General features: G+C 52.2%; 11 protein-coding genes and 1 pseudogene. 7 read left to right on the top strand and 5 right to left on the bottom strand.

Annotated features, from left to right (window positions below):
• A pseudogene (locus tag AYI87_RS21475) lies at positions 1-123 on the top strand (IS110 family transposase); the annotation flags it as partial.
• Positions 124-808: 685 nt separating this feature from the next.
• Here the strand turns inward: AYI87_RS21475 and AYI87_RS19765 are convergent.
• Complete coding sequence (locus tag AYI87_RS19765; protein WP_144204346.1) at positions 809-1213, bottom strand: cation transporting ATPase C-terminal domain-containing protein; 405 nt, start codon at positions 1211-1213, stop codon at positions 809-811.
• A 472-nt stretch (positions 1214-1685) separates the two neighbouring features.
• On the opposite strand from AYI87_RS19765, the gene AYI87_RS19760 reads away from it, so the two are divergent.
• Positions 1686-3653 carry a hypothetical protein gene (locus tag AYI87_RS19760; protein ID WP_144204345.1) on the top strand — a complete coding sequence of 656 codons (1968 nt, stop codon included), beginning with the start codon at positions 1686-1688 and terminating at the stop codon, positions 3651-3653.
• 153 nt (positions 3654-3806) lie between these two features.
• Here AYI87_RS19760 and AYI87_RS19755 read toward each other — a convergent pair whose 3' ends face one another.
• The gene (locus AYI87_RS19755) at positions 3807-4211 is read right to left on the bottom strand and encodes a VOC family protein (protein WP_144204344.1); all 405 of its coding nucleotides are present in this window, start codon (positions 4209-4211) and stop codon (positions 3807-3809) included.
• 146 nt (positions 4212-4357) lie between these two features.
• Here AYI87_RS19755 and AYI87_RS19750 point away from each other — a divergent pair, with 146 nt between their 5' ends.
• Both AYI87_RS19750 and AYI87_RS19745 read left to right on the top strand, forming a co-directional pair.
• Positions 4358-4618 (top strand): DUF5062 family protein, encoded by a 261-nt coding sequence (locus AYI87_RS19750; protein WP_011867010.1) that lies wholly within the window; start codon positions 4358-4360, stop codon positions 4616-4618.
• A gap of 121 nt (positions 4619-4739) precedes the next feature.
• Positions 4740-7346, top strand: a complete 2607-nt coding sequence (locus AYI87_RS19745) for a cation-translocating P-type ATPase (RefSeq protein WP_144204343.1) — start codon at positions 4740-4742, stop codon at positions 7344-7346.
• Here AYI87_RS19745 and AYI87_RS19740 read toward each other — a convergent pair.
• Positions 7312-8184, bottom strand: a complete 873-nt coding sequence (locus AYI87_RS19740) for a universal stress protein (RefSeq protein ID WP_144204342.1) — start codon at positions 8182-8184, stop codon at positions 7312-7314. The genes AYI87_RS19745 and AYI87_RS19740 overlap by 35 nt on opposite strands.
• 122 nt (positions 8185-8306) lie before the next feature.
• On the opposite strand from AYI87_RS19740, the gene AYI87_RS19735 reads away from it, so the two are divergent.
• Positions 8307-9500, top strand: coding sequence for a cation:proton antiporter (locus AYI87_RS19735; protein ID WP_144204341.1), 1194 nt, complete (start codon positions 8307-8309; stop codon positions 9498-9500).
• A gap of 75 nt (positions 9501-9575) precedes the next feature.
• On the opposite strand, the gene AYI87_RS19730 is transcribed toward AYI87_RS19735, so the two are convergent.
• Positions 9576-14126: a biotin carboxylase N-terminal domain-containing protein gene (locus AYI87_RS19730; protein WP_144204340.1), complete on the bottom strand. Its 4551-nt coding sequence runs from the start codon at positions 14124-14126 to the stop codon at positions 9576-9578.
• Between the two features lie 120 nt (positions 14127-14246).
• Here AYI87_RS19730 and AYI87_RS19725 point away from each other — a divergent pair, with 120 nt between their 5' ends.
• Positions 14247-15158, top strand: coding sequence for a LysR family transcriptional regulator (locus tag AYI87_RS19725; RefSeq protein ID WP_144204339.1), 912 nt, complete (start codon positions 14247-14249; stop codon positions 15156-15158).
• Positions 15159-15201: 43 nt separating this feature from the next.
• On the opposite strand, the gene blaOXA is transcribed toward AYI87_RS19725, so the two are convergent.
• Positions 15202-16029: a class D beta-lactamase gene (gene blaOXA, locus AYI87_RS19720; RefSeq protein ID WP_409928984.1), complete on the bottom strand. Its 828-nt coding sequence runs from the start codon at positions 16027-16029 to the stop codon at positions 15202-15204.
• A 400-nt stretch (positions 16030-16429) separates the two neighbouring features.
• On the opposite strand from blaOXA, the gene AYI87_RS19715 reads away from it, so the two are divergent.
• Entirely contained in the window at positions 16430-17590 is a 1161-nt protein-coding gene (locus tag AYI87_RS19715; RefSeq protein ID WP_144204338.1) for a hypothetical protein, read from the top strand.
• Positions 17591-17602: the final 12 nt, after the last annotated feature.

Here is a 17602-nt window from a genome sequence, read left to right as displayed (position 1 = left end):
GTTTGGGTTAAAACGCTTATCGAACGGCGAGGCAGTCACAAGTCTGCAGTCGCACTGGCTAACAAGTTAGCAAGAATTGTTTGGGCTATTCTATTTAAGAAAACGGAGTTCAGAGCGGTTTGACCTGTAAGTAAAACAAACCATGTACTGCTAAAAAGTAATGTAACAACAGGTAATACCGGCCTCTACAACACCTGAGAGAGTCCATGAACCTAAGAGTTCGGAGGGACGGTTAAGGCGTAGAGGCGCGGTTCTCATTAAGGCCAGAGCCTCTAATTGCTCATAAACAGGTCGGATATACGGATGCAGTAATATCTTTTGTTACTAACAAATTAGCTATTGAATCTATCGAGGTGTCCATATATGGACTCGCTGCGTGCCAAAAGAATGTTTGCACATAAGGGTCGCTCTTTTGCGTCCCAGCAATCGCGACATTGGTGCATCCATGCACTACACCTAATGCCAAGCAATTGATTAACCATGAAGCTATGGTTTAAAGCTCCCATCCAAGTACCTAATTCAGGTAGATGCAAAAACATCAAAATGAAGCAACACTTCATTCAATCTGTCACAAATGTGTAAGCACATAAGGGTCGCTCTTTTGCGTCCCTGCAATCGCGGCATTGGTGCATCCATGCACTGCACCTGCTGTCGGCAATCGATCACAACAAAGGTTAACGCTAAAGCAAGGCAATTCATCCCAAACCAAAGGTAAGGAATGCTTCTACGTCCTTACCCATTGGGTCTACTCGAAGAGATAAAACCCAACTGATATTGAAGATAATTACTTTTAAAGCCTTGTCGTTTGTTAAATTTCCTGAGCATTCAAATTTCGACAATAGGCCAATAAGCCTACTCCCACACTAAACGCTATAACACCTACTGTCGCCCTTATTGGCATGCTTTCTAGCCCTCGAATCATGTTAACTACAGGGTCGGCAACAATAGCGGCTCCAACTATGAGCCCAGCCAGTGCTAGCAAATACACAAGGAAATTCGAGAGGCGGCCTCTTCCCGCCAAGCTCCAAATAGAGAAGTTGTCACTCCCTAAATCAATAACTTTACCTATACCGAAGTGAAACAGTGCTCCGAAGATAAGTGCCGACAACAAAGGTTCAGGAACGCCAAATTCATTCGCCCATGTGTAAGTGACAACGAAGATAGCGGCGTATACAGATCTCCACAAACAACGAACCAATTCAGATTTAATCAATACTCACCTCTGTAAAAAAAATGCCAAAAGCAACAGAGAACAGTTAATAGCGACACTACTAATGAGTTGATTACTCGCAAAAGTTGCATAGAAAAATTTGGCGTCATTAATCAAGTAAGCGCAACATTGAGAGCTAGTTCGAACTAAGTCTGTAGCAAACTGCTCAAGACACTTTAGACAAACATCAGCAACTCATTTGAAAGAACAAGGATACACAGTTATAACTCGATTCCCTTAAAGTAATTCAATCACATTACATTTAAAGGGGATACAAAATGCTAAACAAAACATCATGTGAAGCATGATCTACTACCTCCCATCGAATAATTCACTATTCAGCGTTATTTTCATACCTACACAGGCCAATATTGTTACAAGCAAGTTTCAAGGAAACTATTTTTTTACATTTGAATCTCATGTAAGATGCTCTCCTCGATAGCACAGTTGTTTTTATTTTAAAGGACTAATCTACATGAAATTTGTTATAAAAGGATTTGCTTTATCAGCATTGGCTTTATTATCAGCTTGTGGAGGCTCAGACTCCAGCGAATCTACTGAAGTTACCCCTCCCGTTGAGAGCTTTCGCGTTCAAGATAACCCGGTAGACTCATCAATATTGGCACTATCCACCATTGAAAGCTTTCTTCAAGTGGGTTCACTGGCTAATGATATTGTTAAATCAGCAAATTTTGCGGATCATGGAATAGAAAAGAGTTGTAGTAACGGGGGGGTAATTACTAAAACGTATAATGATGTTGACGACAACAATCTGTTATCAAATATGGATGTGATTAATGTCGAATATCGTGAGTGTTATGTATCTGTGTTAGACAGCACCTTAAATGGGGAAATTGAATTAAAATTAACCTCTTCTAACGCAGAACTTACTGACACTTCTGGAGAAATAAATTTATCAAATGTCATTTTTGATGATAATAGAGAAATAAAATTTAAAGGCACAATTAGATTCTTACAAAAGAAACAACCTATGTCTAAAGTTGTATCGGTCCAGAATATCGGTTCAATATCTTTAACAACCAATGAGTATTCTGAGCAAACGGTTAACTTCAAAGACATATCTTTCAGCAAAGTTGAAGATTTTTCAAATGCAACATATTCAGTACTAGGTCTAGGGAAAATCGATATACCCGACTTAAAAATAAACTACTCTTTTAAAATTACAGATCCACTCAGTGGCCATTTTGGAGAGTACCCTAACCAAGGGACAGTCGAAGCATTTACTACCGAGAAAGATAAAGTAGAAATCAGTAGTAATTTTGTAAACTATTCAGAATCTTTTAACATTGACGCAGGCAAATATCGTTATGCTCGAAATTGGTCAGACGCAATTGAAGGCTCTTTATGGTCTTATTCTGATGCCCCTTCAAACAATATTAAGCCGTATCGTTCAGATAATTTTGAACTAGTCGCTAAGTTAGATGAAGAAATCCTAGATAATTTTCCTGCGAGCGGAGGTGCTTTAAAATTCCTAATGTCTAGGCCTGTCAAAGCTGATACTTATGAAACCGTTTACTTAAAATCTCAACAATGGCCATATGCTAGTATCCCAGCAGAGATAATGGTCTCTGGTGCCATAGTATCTTTAACGCCACAATTAACGCTTAATCCAGGACAAACTTACAACTTTGATACATTCCAAGTTATGAGTGAACAAGATGCAACCAGTTGGATTTATAGTACTCAAATCATTGTAGATGACTCTTTAGTGGTAAATTACGATATTGGCACTGGAATATATAGAGAAGAAGATTTTCCAGTTCTTGATGCCTCTGAAACAATTATGAACAAAGGCTTAAAACTTAACTTTAAATGGATAGACATTAATAACATTGGCATCAATTTTTCAAATGAAAACTCAGCCACAACATCCTTCAATGTTCCTAAAAATCATAAAAAAGACGTGACGGTAAGATTGTCTGTAAATAATGGTCAAGACTATGAAATTAGCACAGACATTAGCATTACTTACCAGCCATCCACTTTAAATATCATGCATTTTGTGAGTCCGAGCGGAGATTATATTGGCGCAGGACAGATACTTACCATGGATGACTCAAATGCTCTTTTCACCATTAGCCGCAATGAATGGGAAAATGAAGATCATTTAGGAGTTAGGGTTGACGGTGATACATGGTGGACACTTGACATGGCAGCTCCTCAAGGTGAGAAGCTCTCTACCAAAAAGTACGAAAATGCAACACGCTATCCGTTTCAAGCACCTTTAGCACCAGGATTAAGCTTTACTGGCGATCATAGAGGCTGCAATATAAGCTCAGGTGAATTCGAAATACTTGAGCTTACTTATGATGCGAATAACCAAGTCGAAAAACTCGCCGTCAACTTTCAACAAAGTTGTGAGACAGTCAATCCGATACTTAAGGGTTTAATTCGATATAATTCATCGGCAAAGCTGAATTAACCTCTCTTTCACAACGAAAAAACGGCGACTATTGTTGCCGTTTTTTATATGCATTGGTCGACGAGATTTTTATGCAAATCAACCATAATACCCATAGGATCATTAAAACCGAACTATTACACTTACTACAATTATCTCTTAGACTACTAAGGTCTACTCCTTCGCCAACTTCAATTCCACAACATTCCCTTCGGGGTCGTTAATATAAAGGGAACGCCCAAACCCTTGGGCACCGTATCTTTTGGCAAAGCCTTCGGTCGCTATGCCTTGCTCGCTGAGATAATCCAGCAGGGTCTGCTCCTCCATGGACTCGATGAGCAGGCAGATATGGTCGACGTTGCGGCCATCTTGCTGTGGCGGTCTACCGCCCAATCGCCCCAGAGGACTGTCGCAGGTGACGATATCGATCAACGCCTTGCCGGCTCTTAATTGGGTGAGCCCCTCCTCGGCCAGTTCGCGCTCAATGGGACAGCCCAGCACCTGAGTGTAAAAGTGCAGCATGGCGTCTAACTTGGTGGTACGAAATACCAAATGATCTATACCCCTTACCTGGATCATAACTATCCTCGTTGCGCTCAATTTGCTGTAATTATAGCCAGATGCGCAGCAGAGATGACATTGACAGCAAAATTACGCCACTAACGGTTTGTTCCCGTTGGAAACTAAGGTAGTTTGATGATATCGCCGCTAATGGAGCCTGATCGATGAAACACGGTAAGCACGACGCACAGCTGTTAAAACTGGCCCTGGAGATTGGCGTTGGTTACGCCAAGAAACGTGGCTTCGCCGATTTCGATAAGGGGATCTCCCCCAAAGACAAGGTAGAGTGCATCTACCGCCTACTGGTGCAAGATAAGCTGATCCAGCCCCTGGCGACCGACAAGGAGGATGGCCCCAACATGAAGCACAAGCTGATTTTGTGGATCCACCGCCAACTACCCGAGGAGCATCCCCTCAAAGAGTAAAATATCTCGCTAAGCCCGAAGCCATTGATCTCTATCAAGCCTTAGGCCGATTCCCGGCAGCTAGGGCCGAGATGAGCTATAGATCTAGCATCACCTCAGCCTAAGTGCACAAGGAGTTTTCGTGGCCGGGCCAGGACTATCGAGTCAAGCGGCGGCCGAGCGGCTGGAACAATATGGGCCCAATTGCCTGCCCAAGCCGGCAAGACTCAGCTTAATCCGCCTGTTTATTTTGCAGTTTAAGAGCGCCTTCATCTATGTGCTGCTCGCAGCCTTCATCGCCTGTCTGCTGCTCGGCCAGATCCTCAACGCCATCTTCATCTTCGCCGTGCTCATGCTCAATGCCATCATAGGCACGGTGCAGGAATACTCGGCCCAGCAGGCCGCCGATGCCCTGAGCAAGTTGGTGCCCTCCCAGACCAAGGTGATCCGCGACGGCCACCCCAAGATGGTGGACAGCCTGAGTCTGGTGCCCGGTGACTATATTCTGCTGACCAACGGCGATCGCATCGGCGCCGATATCAAAATCGAAAAGCATAACCAATTTAAGGTGGACGAGTCGGCCCTCACCGGCGAGTCTGTGGCGGTCAACAAGACAGATCTCGCCTTCGCCGGCACCCTGGTCACCCATGGACGGGCCGAGGGCGAGGTGATCGCCACCGGCGCCCGCACCCAGATAGGTCAGATAGCCGATCTGGTTCGCCAGGGCGGTAGCGCCAAGCCGCCGCTGATGCAGCGTATCGAGCGCTTCACCCTGATCATCGCCATAGCCACCTTAATCATCATCGCCCTCATCTTCGGCCTGACATTGCTGCGGGGCGCGGATCTCTCCCAGGTGTTCCTGCTGGGGGTCGCCCTGGCGGTCTCCGCCATTCCCGAGGGGCTACCTGCGGCCATCACGGTCGCCCTGGCCATAGGCATGAAACGCATGTCCCAGGCCAATGTGATAGTGCGCAAGCTGGTGGCGGTGGAGTCTCTCGGCTCCTGCACCTATATCGCCTCGGATAAGACGGGCACCCTGACGGTCAACGAGATGACCATCAGCCAGATCAGCCTGCTGACGGGCGAGCGCTATCATGTGGCGGGCACAGGGCTGACGCCCACTGGCCTAGTGCACAAGCATGGCCATGGGGTGCCAGTGTCGACCGCGCGGGACCCCGAGCTGTACCGTCTTGCCCTCACCGGCGTGCTGGCCAACGAGGCTCACCTCAGCTTCGAGGCCGAACAGAACCATGCGGATCAGATGCATGCAGACGGCGACGGGGTAGATCTCGCCTTCCTGGCCCTCGGCTATAAGCTCAATCTCGAGATGGACAAAGCCAAGCAGCCACCACAGGAGCAGCTATTTGCCTACGAGTCGGAGAACCAGTTCAGCGCCAGCATCAACCTGATAGAGGGGCGCTCCGTCATCTCGGTCAAGGGCGCGGTGGAGAAGCTGCTCACCATGTGCCAGCTGGATGCGCAGCAGACTCAGGCTGTGTTGGATGAGACCCACTGGCTAGCGCGCCACGGCTACCGGGTGTTGGCGCTCGCCAGCGGCGAGGTCTGCGACCCACACCATCCACTGGCAGGTTTGGATTTTCTAGGATTAGTGGCCATGAGCGATCCCCTGCGGGAAGATGCCATCGAGGCGGTGGCCCTATGTCAGCAGGCACAGATCAAGGTAGCGATGATCACCGGCGACCACCCTGTGACCGCCCTGGCGCTGGCGCGTCAGCTCAAGCTGGCCAACGACCAAGATGGGGTGATCACCGGCGAGCAGCTCACCCAGGCCCAGCAGCAGAGTCTGGCCGAGTTCGACCATCTCATCGCCAGCCACAGGGTATTTGCACGGGTACAGCCCAGGCAGAAGATGGAGATCACCGAGTCCTTGATCCGCCAGGGCGAATTTGTCGCCATGACGGGTGACGGGGTCAACGACGCCCCGGCGCTGAAGCATGCCCATGTGGGCATTGCCATGGGGCTCAAGGGCACGGATGTGGCCCGCGAGAGCGCCGATCTTGTTCTAACCGACGACCGCTTTAGCTCTATCGTCAAGGGGATCATCGAGGGGCGCATCGTCTACAACAATATCCGTAAGGTGATCTACCTGCTGATCAGCACAGGGGCCGCCGAGCTGCTGCTGTTTATCTTAAGCGTGCTGTTTGCTCAGCCTATCCCACTGTTTCCGCTGCAAATCCTCTGGCTTAACCTGGTCACCAACGGCGTGCAGGATGTGGCGCTGGCCTTCGAACCCGGCGAAGGCCACGAGATAGATCAGCCGCCGCGCCGCCCCAGCGAGCCCATCTTCGATCGCCTCATGCTGGAGCGGCTGATCGTCAGCGCTCTGTGGATGGGCATAGTGGCCTTCGGCCTCTTCTCTCTGGTGCTGGCCATGGGCAGCAGCGAGAACGACGCCCGTAACCTCACCCTGATGTTAATGGTGTTGTTTGAAAACGTGCACGCCCTCAACAGCCGCTCGGAGCGTAACTCGCTGCTGCGCATGCCCGTGCTGAGCAATCCGCTGCTGCTGTTTGGCATCATACTGGCTCAGGGCATTCACATAGGCGCCAGCTATACCCCTGGATTGAGTCAGGCGCTAGGCATTAGCCCTATCGGGCTAGGACAGTGGTTGATGCTGCTGAGCGCCGCCTCGACCTTGTTGTTCATCGATGAATATCACAAGCGTCTCTGGCGTCAGCAGCACAAACCTAAGGTTAGGCAGGCAACAGCTGATCGTCAGCTGGAATGATCAACACATTGCTGCGGATGCGGGTCAACATGGCCTCGGCGGTATTGCCTATGACCATGCCCATCAGCCCCTTGCGTTGGCGAGCGCCCATCACCAGATAGGCGGCCTTGAGGCGACAAGAGAGCTCGTAGAGGCAGAGATCGGGGTCGCCCGCCAGGAAGTGGACATGCTCCTGATGCAGGCCGATCTCGTCCAGCTGAGGCTGATACCTGTGATAGGCGTCCTTCACCAGGGTGCGGGTGTCGATAAGATCCATGTCTCGCAAGATCTTAGGCACACGTATGATATAGGCCAGATGCAGCTGGCAATCGAGGGCCTCGGCCAGCTGGCGACCATGCTGAATGACGCACTGGTTGAGTTTCTGCTTAATGGGGTTGTCGCTGCCCAGATCCACCGCCATCAACACGCTGCGGGCGCGCTGCAAGGGGTTGTCGCACAGCATCATCAGCGGGATGCGCACATGGCGGATCAGCTGCCAGTCCATCGGCAGATAATGGGTCTTGTGATGCACCGCCTTTACCATGAGGTCGAACCCATGACGAATGGAGTGATGACAGGCATGTTCGAACAGATCTTTGGTCCACACGCTATGCACGGCCACGTCTTCCGCCTTGAGCGCCTTGAGCTTGGCGGCGATCTCCTCGCTGCGCTGATTCATCAGGGCCACCTTGGCCGCCGCACCCAGCCTGGGGTTGTAGTACTCCTTACCCGCAAAGGATTCGTAGCTGTAGGCAAACACCTCAGCCTCCTTCTCCAGTTCCCTGGCCAAGGCGATCCCCGTCTCTATGGCATCGGCCTGCTGCTCGGCTTTCTGGGAAATAATAAACACCTTGTCCATGGTTACCTCCTGTCGGCAAGTTTCCATTTGAGCTTAGTCACACTCCATGGGTTACGCCTTGATCTCGGTCATCAAAATGATCAAGATCACATTATCACCACTCTCGGGGAGTCGCGCCTGCTATGGCCATAGATAACTTTGTCTTGTCCCTGTGTTTGATCCTGCTCTTCGGCCGGGTGCTGGGCGAGGTCTTTAAACGGCTGCAACTCCCGGCCGTGGTCGGCGAGATCCTGGCGGGGATCCTTATCGGCCCTAGCCTACTGGGCTGGATAGCCCCCCATGAGACCCTGGCGGTAATGGCCGAGCTGGGGGTGATCCTGCTGCTCTTTTCCATTGGCTGCGAAACCTCCATCAAGCACCTGTTTCAGGCGGGCAACAGCGCCGCCGGGGTTGCCCTGCTGGGTATCGCCCTGCCCGCCGTGGTCATCGGCTTGGTGTGCCTTCTCTACCTGGAACTGCCCGGCTTTACCGCCCTCTACCTGGGCTGCGCCCTTACCGCCACCAGCATAGGCATATCGGTGCGGGTGATGGCCCAGGCCAATCAATCACAGAGCCAGGAGGGACACATCATCCTCGGCGCGGCGGTGATTGACGATATCGCCGGGGTGATCCTACTGAGCCTGTTGTTTAACTTTGCCAGCTCGGGTGAGGTGGGGCTGATCCCCAGCGGCCTGTTGATCCTCAAGATAGTCGGCTTCCTGCTGCTGGCACCGCCCATGGCGCGCCTGCTGCTGTATCTGTTTCGCGCCGTCAAACCCAGAGAGGAGGAGACGGGTTATGAGGCGATAGTCACCATGATCCTCATCTGCCTGTTTGCCTGGCTGGCCCATGCCCTCCATGCCCCGGCCCTGCTCGGCGGCTTCGCCGTCGGCCTGGCGCTCAGTCGCCAATTTATCTCGCCGCTGAATCGCTACCTGCAAAACCCCTTCGCCTTCACCCACGAGATGGAGGTCGAATCTAAGCCCCTGGTAGATATCTTCGCCCCCATCTTCTTCGTCTACGTGGGAATAAGCTTAGATCTCAGCCAGATAGATCTCGGCTGGAGCGGTCTGTTCACCCTGCTGATGCTCTCCTTGCTGGCGATTATCACTAAGATGATGGCGGGGCTCAGGGTGCCAGGTCACCTGCGCACCAAGGCAATTGTCGGCAGCGCCATGGTGCCGAGGGGCGAGGTAGGCTTGGTGTTTGCCGAGATGGGGCTGCAGATGGAGATCATCTCGCCAAAGCTGTTTACCGAGCTGGTGCTGATCATCGCCATCACTACAATTGCAGGGCCTCTGCTACTCAAGTGGACGCTGGCGACAGACGATAAATAGACAGTAAGTAGAGGGTAAGCCTTAGGCAAAAAAATACCCGCCATCAGGCGGGTATTTAGCAGCTAGCGTCTTAGATTAGACAGGAGAGACCACGAAGAGTAGCTCGCCCTGTGAAACCTGCTGACCATTGCTGTTCAGGATACGCTCGATGCGGTACTGCTTATCCTCTGGATAGAGCACGGCACCCTGACGGTTGAAGCCAGCCAGTGTCACCTGAGAGAACATCTTCATCGCTTCGGTCAACGCCAGTGTCTGATCCACAGTCACTATGTCGCCTTCCTTAACGAAGTCGGCTTCACCCGGCGCCGGAGAGGTATAGAAGATACCTGCACCTTGAGCCAGAACCTTAAGCTCGTTACTCTCACCCACACGTAGCGACTCGGTATCCACACCTACAGTCTCTGCGGCGGCTTCCATCTCGGCGATCAGCGCTGGAATATCCAGCTCGGCCATGAAGCGTGGCAGGTAGTTGGTGTCGTACACGCCTTCGTTGAAGGTGCCATCTTTCAGGATGCGCGTTAACAATGGAATGTTAGTCGCGATGCCCTTGATCACTACTTGGTTCGCCAGGTAGTCATGCAGCTTGTTGATCACATCTTCACGGCTCTCACCACGGCAGATGATCTGAGCGATCAGGCTGTCGTAGTATGGTGAAACCTCTTTGCCTTCACCGGCGATAGAGATGATCTCGATATCGTCACGCTCTGGGATCACACACTCGGTGATCATGCCAGGATGTGGCAGCAGCTGTAGCACGCCGTTGCTGTCCAGTGCGGCCTTCTCGGCAGTCACACGAACCTCGATGGCGTAACCGATCTCTTGTGGCTCAAGATCTTCTATTGAACGACCGGCGGCGATGTCGAAGCCTGCGCTCACGATATCAATACCTGAGGTCGCCTCGGTCACAGGGTGTTCAACCTGCAGACGCGTGTTCATCTCCATGAAGTAGACTTCGTTGGCATCCAGGTTGTAGATGAACTCTACGGTACCTGCGCCCATGTAGTCTGTGGCGTCGCCGAGGGCACGGGTATATTCCATCACCTTCTGCTTCAGCTCTTCTGGCAGCATGGTAGAACCAGACTCTTCGATCACCTTCTGGTTGTTACGCTGTACCGAACAGTCACGTAGACCCAGTACCTTGGTATTACCAAACTTGTCACGCAGCAACTGTACTTCGATGTGACGCAGTGAGGTCACATACTTCTCTAGGTAGAGGTCGCCGTTGCCGAAGGCCGCAGCCGCTTCGGTAGAGGTCTTCTGGAACAGAGAGATCATATCTTCTGGACGCTGAACGACCTGGATACCCTTACCGCCACCACCTTGTACCGCCTTAAGCAGCACTGGGTAGCCGATCTCGTTGGCCACGTTCACCGCCTGCTCGGCGTTGGTCAGAATACCGTGGCTACCAGGCACTACAGGCACATTTTGCGACTGCGAGGTCTTAATCGCGTTCGACTTGTTACCCATAGTCGTCATTGAGTGCACACTTGGGCCGACGAAGTTAACGCCGTTGTTCACACACAGGGCAGCAAACTGTGGGCTTTCCGACAGGAAGCCGATACCAGGGTGCAGTGCGTCGACCTGCTCATACTCGGCAACCTTCAATACCGAGTAGGCGTTGAGGTAACTCTCGTCTGAGGTGTTACCACCGATACAGACCAGCTTGTCGTTTTCGTTCAGCATGTCGGCTGGTACCGAGGTCATGTCAGGATCTGACGCCACCAGTACCACCTTGATGTTGTTGTCGTGTGCCTTGCGGATCAGTTTCACCGCAGTACAGCCACGGGCGTGTACCAGCACCTTGTCGATCGGCTTCATCAGCTGACGCGGATCGTCCTGTACCAGTTCTTCCTCGGTGATCAACATCTCAGGCACCAGGGTCGAAATGGCGTTACCAATCACATCCACTACCTTAGCCGTTGGCTTAGGCATCAGCGGATCGATGCTGCTTAGCTGATCGTCGATAGTGTCGCTAAATGGGTTGGTGACCAGGGCGTTCATGGCGCCAGGTACCTTAGACAGATAGTTCGACAGGGTCGAGGTAGAAGGCAGATACGCAGGGACAACCATCTGACCGGCGAACGGCATGTTGGTGCCCGAGAAGTAGTAAGTCTGTACTAACGGGTGAGTCACGAAGCTCGCCTGTGCACCACCGGTACAGTCACCGAAACCAAACATCAATACCGGCAATTCGTTATCACGAACGAAACGGGTAATACGGTCGTTCACTACCGCCATAGAGAAGAGCGCCGCAGCACCTTCTTTGGTCTGCATACCGCCAGAGCTGATAAAGCAGATCACCGGCAGCTTACGCTTGGCACACTCGATCAAGAGCGCTGAGAACTTCTCGGCAGAAGCCATATCGAAGGCACCGGCCTGGAAGGCGGTGTTAGACACGGCCACACCAACGCGCATGGTCTGTCCATGGTGCTCGAAGTCCGCGGTACCTGTGATCAGGCCACAAGGACGGATCCCCTTGTCTAGCGCGTCTTCGATAGAGAGACGGAAGCCAGGGAAGTTCAGCAGGTTAGCCGACATCTTGTCGCCGTTTAGCTCTTCAAACTCGGTGAAGAACTTGGCAATCACATTTTCCCAGCTCATCTTACCGGCGCGCTTCTCGTCACGCAGTACCTTCTGGATCAGCAGATCCTGATAACCCATGGTCAGACGGTTCCAGAAGTCTTTACGACGACCGATACGAACCGGGTTAATGGCACCCGTGTACTCGCTGCTCTCCTCTTCGCTGGCGAAGTATTCAGGCAGCAGACGCTCGAAGAAGTAGGTCAGGATAACGAACAGAGAGTCGTTAAGCTGAGGGAAACCAACACTCTTCCACTGCTCAGTCTTGGTCAGCAGATCGGCGCGGTTAGACTGAGACATGAAGTACTTCAGCCACTTGTAGAACTTGTTCTTATCGTTAGCGGTATCCTGCTTAGAGATAGCGCGGTCAATAGAGTCATGTAGCAGGCCGTCAACCGAGGCGCGCGACAGGCTCTTAGACATCATGGCTTCTTTCGCGATAGAGGCAAGGTTACCCACGACGTTGTCATACAGCGCGTTGAAGATCAGGATGTTATAACATTGCCAGATGAAGTCTTCGCGCAGCTCTTCGTGCACGATCACATCCAGAACCGTCAGCTGGTTCAGCTCAGGCCAATCTGCCTGAGTTACCTCGTCTGGAAGGCTCTCTAGATAGTGGATCAATCCCTTGAAGTTGTTCTCGGCGTTGCTCTTCCATCTGTGGTACAGCGACCAACCGATGTTGAACAATAGCGCCTTACGGGCCTTCTTATAGTTTTGCTTCGGCTCACCCAGGATGAGACGAGTCAGCATGTTACGCTCGGTAGAGACTTCGTCGCGCTTGGCGGTGAAGTTGCTCCACAGCTTGTTCAGCTCTTCGTCGTATACCAGCTTATCTGGGCTAGACAGCCAAGATTGGAACACCTTGTCCTGCTCCTGCTGAATACGCGCCAGCAGATCACCCTCTGGCACACTCACCTTAGACAGGCGACCATATTGCTCCTGTGAGATCGAATGGATACGGCTACGCAGCGTCAGGTAACGCAGGTAACGGTATGAGCTACCAAACAGGTTGAGGTGCATGGTGGGGTTGTTAGCCACCGACAGTTCGGCGTGGTGCTCAAGCGCTTCCAGGTTCTTTGAAGGCTCAAGGAAACGGTGGAGACTGCGGTCGTAGTGCTCGCGCAGATCCTTAGATTCGCGTACAAACTGTACCGCCGCATGCTCAACGGCCTCGATGCTGCTGATGATGGCGCGGCGTAGGTTGTGCTGACGCTCATCCTTGTCAGATGGCGAGAAGTCGATGATGCCATCGATACAACCTGAGGTGTACAGCTCTTCTGGCGACACACCTACCGACTTAGCACACTCCTGCCAAGAGAGGTTGTACTTACGCGCAATGCTCTGTAGACCCTGTGGCTGGATGGTGTTGAAGATACCGTCACGTAGCGACAATAGAATGTTGGCAGCAGCCAGCGGAATAGCACCACCAGAGTAACCGGCACCGATAACGATACCTACGGTAGGTACGTCGACGTTAGCACTCTCGGCAATCGCCTTAGAGATGGTGTGCGCCTGGTTTTGGCTGTTGGCTATCTCACCCGCATCGGCACCCGGAGTGTCGATGAGGTAAACGATAGGCATTGAAAGCTCGGCAAAATGACGAATGGCCGTGCAGGCCGCCAGGTGATGCTCTGGCATCCAGGCACCATTGCTCGTGGTACGTTCCTGGGCGATAAAACCGATGCGGCGAGTACGAGATCCAAAATTCAGTTCGATCTCGGCACTATAAAAAGGCCCCATATGTTTTTCGACAATTAACTTGCCTTTCAGATCCGCAATCACGCGCTTGGCGCCTGGGCGGCTCTTGTCTAAGGTAGGTTGAATGACTTTGGCCACGTAGCCGTCAACATCCAACTGTTCTAACTCTTTTAAGTTAGCTTGAATTTCATCGTCGCTGAGCAGACCCTTGATCTGCTGTGAAAGGCTCTGCTTACTATGCTTAGGAAACAGAGAAAAATCCTGTGCCAAATGTTCAGCTTGAAGAAAAAGCGGATCGGCTGTTTGAACCTGAGTCGTGTTTGTGGGCTGATTGTTGCTGGTCATCAATAGATCCTCTGCTTTAGCCTCTAAAATTTTTAGCCCATAAATATAGCTTTGTTATAGGGTCAAATGCTATTAAACTGGCTTAGACGCTTTGTTCCATATTTGAGACAGTGATAAATAATGCCAGATTTAAACGGTATGATGCTCTTTGCGGCCGTCGTTCGCGCCAAGGGTTTCTCCCAGGCTGCTCGTAATACGGGCATGCCAAAATCAACCATTAGTCGTAAGGTGGCTCAGCTCGAAGAGCAGCTAGGCGTGCGCCTGTTGCAACGCGATACCCGCAATCTCAGCCTGACTCAGGTTGGAGCGCTTTTTTACCAGCATTGCAGTAGTATTAGCGATGAAATCGAGGCTGCCAAGGCAACCATAGAAAATACGCATAATGATGTATTTGGTTCACTGCGCATCGCCATTCCGGTTTCCTTCAGCCAGGAGCTTATCGCCAGCCTCTGTAGCAGCTTCATGCGGCTCTACCCCAACGTGGATCTCGACGTCCAATTTACCGACAGTGATGTGGGCCTGGTAGGCGAAGGCTATGATATCGCCATCAAGTATGGGCCGCTGCAATCTTCCGACTTAGTCGCCCGCCTGCTGTTTGAACGCCAACCCATACTGGTGGCCAGCCCTGGTTACCTCAAGGCCAAGGGTACCCCGGCGACCCCCCAGGATCTCAAAGAACACAGCGGCATACTGCTGGGGACCTCGCGATCGGCCCCCATATGGCCCTTGGGCAAGGGCGAACGCAAGACCATGGTCAACTTCAAGCGTAAGGTGAGGGTGAACAGCGCCATCATGGTTAAACAGCTGGTGCTGGACGATTTCGGCATCGCCATGCTCTCTAATTCAGTATGTAAGAACGAGCTGGCCGGTGGCAGCCTAGTGCCGCTACTGCAGGAGTGGCCGATGGAGCCTTTCAAGGTCTATGGCGTCTATTCCAGTCGCCGACAGCTGGCCACCAACATCAGCGTGTTCCTGGATTTCTTCACCAAGCGCTTCAACAGCCACGAGTCGCTACAATCTCTACTCATGTAGCTAACCTCTACTGATGTAGGCCGTCTCCGTTAGATGTAGGTTCTCACATCCAGCCCTTGGCTTTTAAGAGATGCTTCACCACCCGCTTACGCAGTACCAGATCTTTATCTGAGGTGATATCCATATTCATGGCGAAGAAATAGGTGTTCTCCTCGCGCTCGAGCCAGCCGACCCACCATCCCAGTTTCTGCCCCTTGCGCACGCCATAGCCCGTCTTTGCCCTTAGTACCCAATCGCCGCTGGCCTCGTTAAGCATCATGGTCTTGACGATACGCTGGCTGCGCTCGGACACACGCAGTTGATTGTGATACAGACGCCTTAAGAAGTTCACCTGCTCGAGGGCCGATATCGCCAAGTCACCATCGAGCCAGAAGCTGTCCAGCCCGCCGCCAATATTGACGTTACCATAATCGAGATTTGTCAGGCCGCGGGCCATACGCTCGGCCCCCAGCTGCAACGCCAGTTTCTGGTAGATGGGCACCACAGAATACTTCATCGCACCAACAAAGTTATGGTCGCGATTCCACCTGCTGTAGGCGCGCTCAACGCCGTCCCAAACAAACCGGCTGTGCTCATCTTCTACTATGCCCGCCTCGAGTAGCAATAAACTGTGGGGGATCTTAAAGGTCGAGGCAGGAATATAAGGATGCCGGCTGCGGGCGGCGTCGTTAGTCAGCAGTTTTCCCTGTTTGTCATCTAACAGCACCATGACACCTTTCGCGCCCACGGCATCGAATGCCGCCTGTATCTCGCCATCTAGCCTGAGCGGCCCGGCCGACTCTTGCTCGGCCGCCGGTTTATCAGGCCCAGTTTGAGGTGCTGCCGCCGCGCCGCCAGCCCAACTTAACAGAGCCAGGCTGAGCAGCCCCAGATACCCCAACGAACAAAGCAGCCGGTAACCTAAGCCAGCACTAAAACCAGCACTAATACCAGAGCCTAGACCAGAACTAAAACTGGAACGAAAGCCACAACTAAGACCAGACTCCGAGCTAACCCGCATTTTCATCTTCACACCCCACTAAGCCGTATAAAATCCCTGCTTCGAGTCTAGCAACTTGCCCCTGCGCCGTGGGGGCAAACTCATGATGATTTGTGTCAAGAATCTGGCATTTTATCAAGCCATCTCAAGTCTTTATTTGCAGGCAGATGTCGTGCATACTCAGTTGTTGACTATAATAAATTCAAATTGATAACCGCCCTGAGCCATCATTGCCCAACATCAGCCTTAGGCTGAGTGTAAGGGTAAGAGGTTTTTGCAAAGGAACCATGTCATGCGTAAAACAGCCATAGCCCTGGCGATGACCAGCTTGCTGAGTAGCAGCGCCTTCGCCGCTCTGGATCTCGAAGAACTGCGCCTTCCCAAGGCAACCCAGGCCATGCCCGACGTCGTCAACCGCTATCAAGCCCTGGTCGATAGCCTGGACGACAAGTATCGTCAGCAAAAAGATGAACTCATCATGACACAGATGGTGGCCCACCAAGGCGAGCGCCTATGGCAACAGGCCGTGAGAGACGTGCAATCTGGCGGTCAGGACGACAGACCCCTCTACTGGAGTCGCCTGGCGATGAAGAAGACCCTTAAAGAGTCTAAGCCCGCCTTTAACATGGCCGACTGGCAGCGCAGCATATTACTCAAGGCGGTAGAGAAATCTTCCCGCGGCTTCAGCGACATCCACTTCGATGACGACAGCCAGATCCGTATTCTGCTCACCGGCTTCGATCCCTTCTTTCTGGATCGCAACATAGATCAGAGCAACCCATCTGGCTTAACCGCGCTGGCGCTGGACGGCTACAAGTTTAGCGTCGACGGCAAGAAGGCCCAGATAGAGACGGTAATGATCCCGGTGCGCTTCGCCGACTTCGATCAGGGGATCATCGAGTCACTCCTCACCCCTGTCTATCGTGAAAACAGCGTCAACGCCATCTTCACCGTCAGCATGGGCCGTGACGACTTCGATCTGGAGCGCTTCCCCGGCCGTAACCGCAGCGCGGCAGCGCCCGATAACCTCAATGTGTTGACCGGCGCCACGGCCCAGTCACCACAGGCCCCCATGTTCGATGGTAAGCCACTCTATGGCCCTGAGTTTGTCGAGTTCTCCCTACCTGTCGGTGCCATGCAGTCGGTCAAGGGTAAGTGGAAGATCAATGACAACCACACAGTGACCACGCTATCGAGAGGCGAGTTCGACGCCAGCTCCCTGAGCGAGCTGCAAAACACGACTCAGGTCAATGGCTCAGTCAACGGCTCGGGCGGCGGCTACCTGTCCAACGAGATCTCCTACCGCGCGGTGCTCCTGGGCCAGCGTTTCAACAGCGGCATCAAGGTCGGCCATATCCACACCCCAAGGGTGAAGGCCTATGAGGCAGAGACGGAGATGGCGATCGTGGATCAGGTCAAGGAGATGGTCAAAGCCGCGGCAACCCGGCTATAATCACTCCTCCTG

It is taken from the genome of Shewanella sp. KCT (assembly GCF_007636505.1).
Classification (GTDB): Bacteria; Pseudomonadota; Gammaproteobacteria; order Enterobacterales; family Shewanellaceae; genus Shewanella; species Shewanella halotolerans.
Note: the sequence above shows the minus strand (reverse complement) of the source record. Positions and strands in the feature narration are given on the sequence as shown.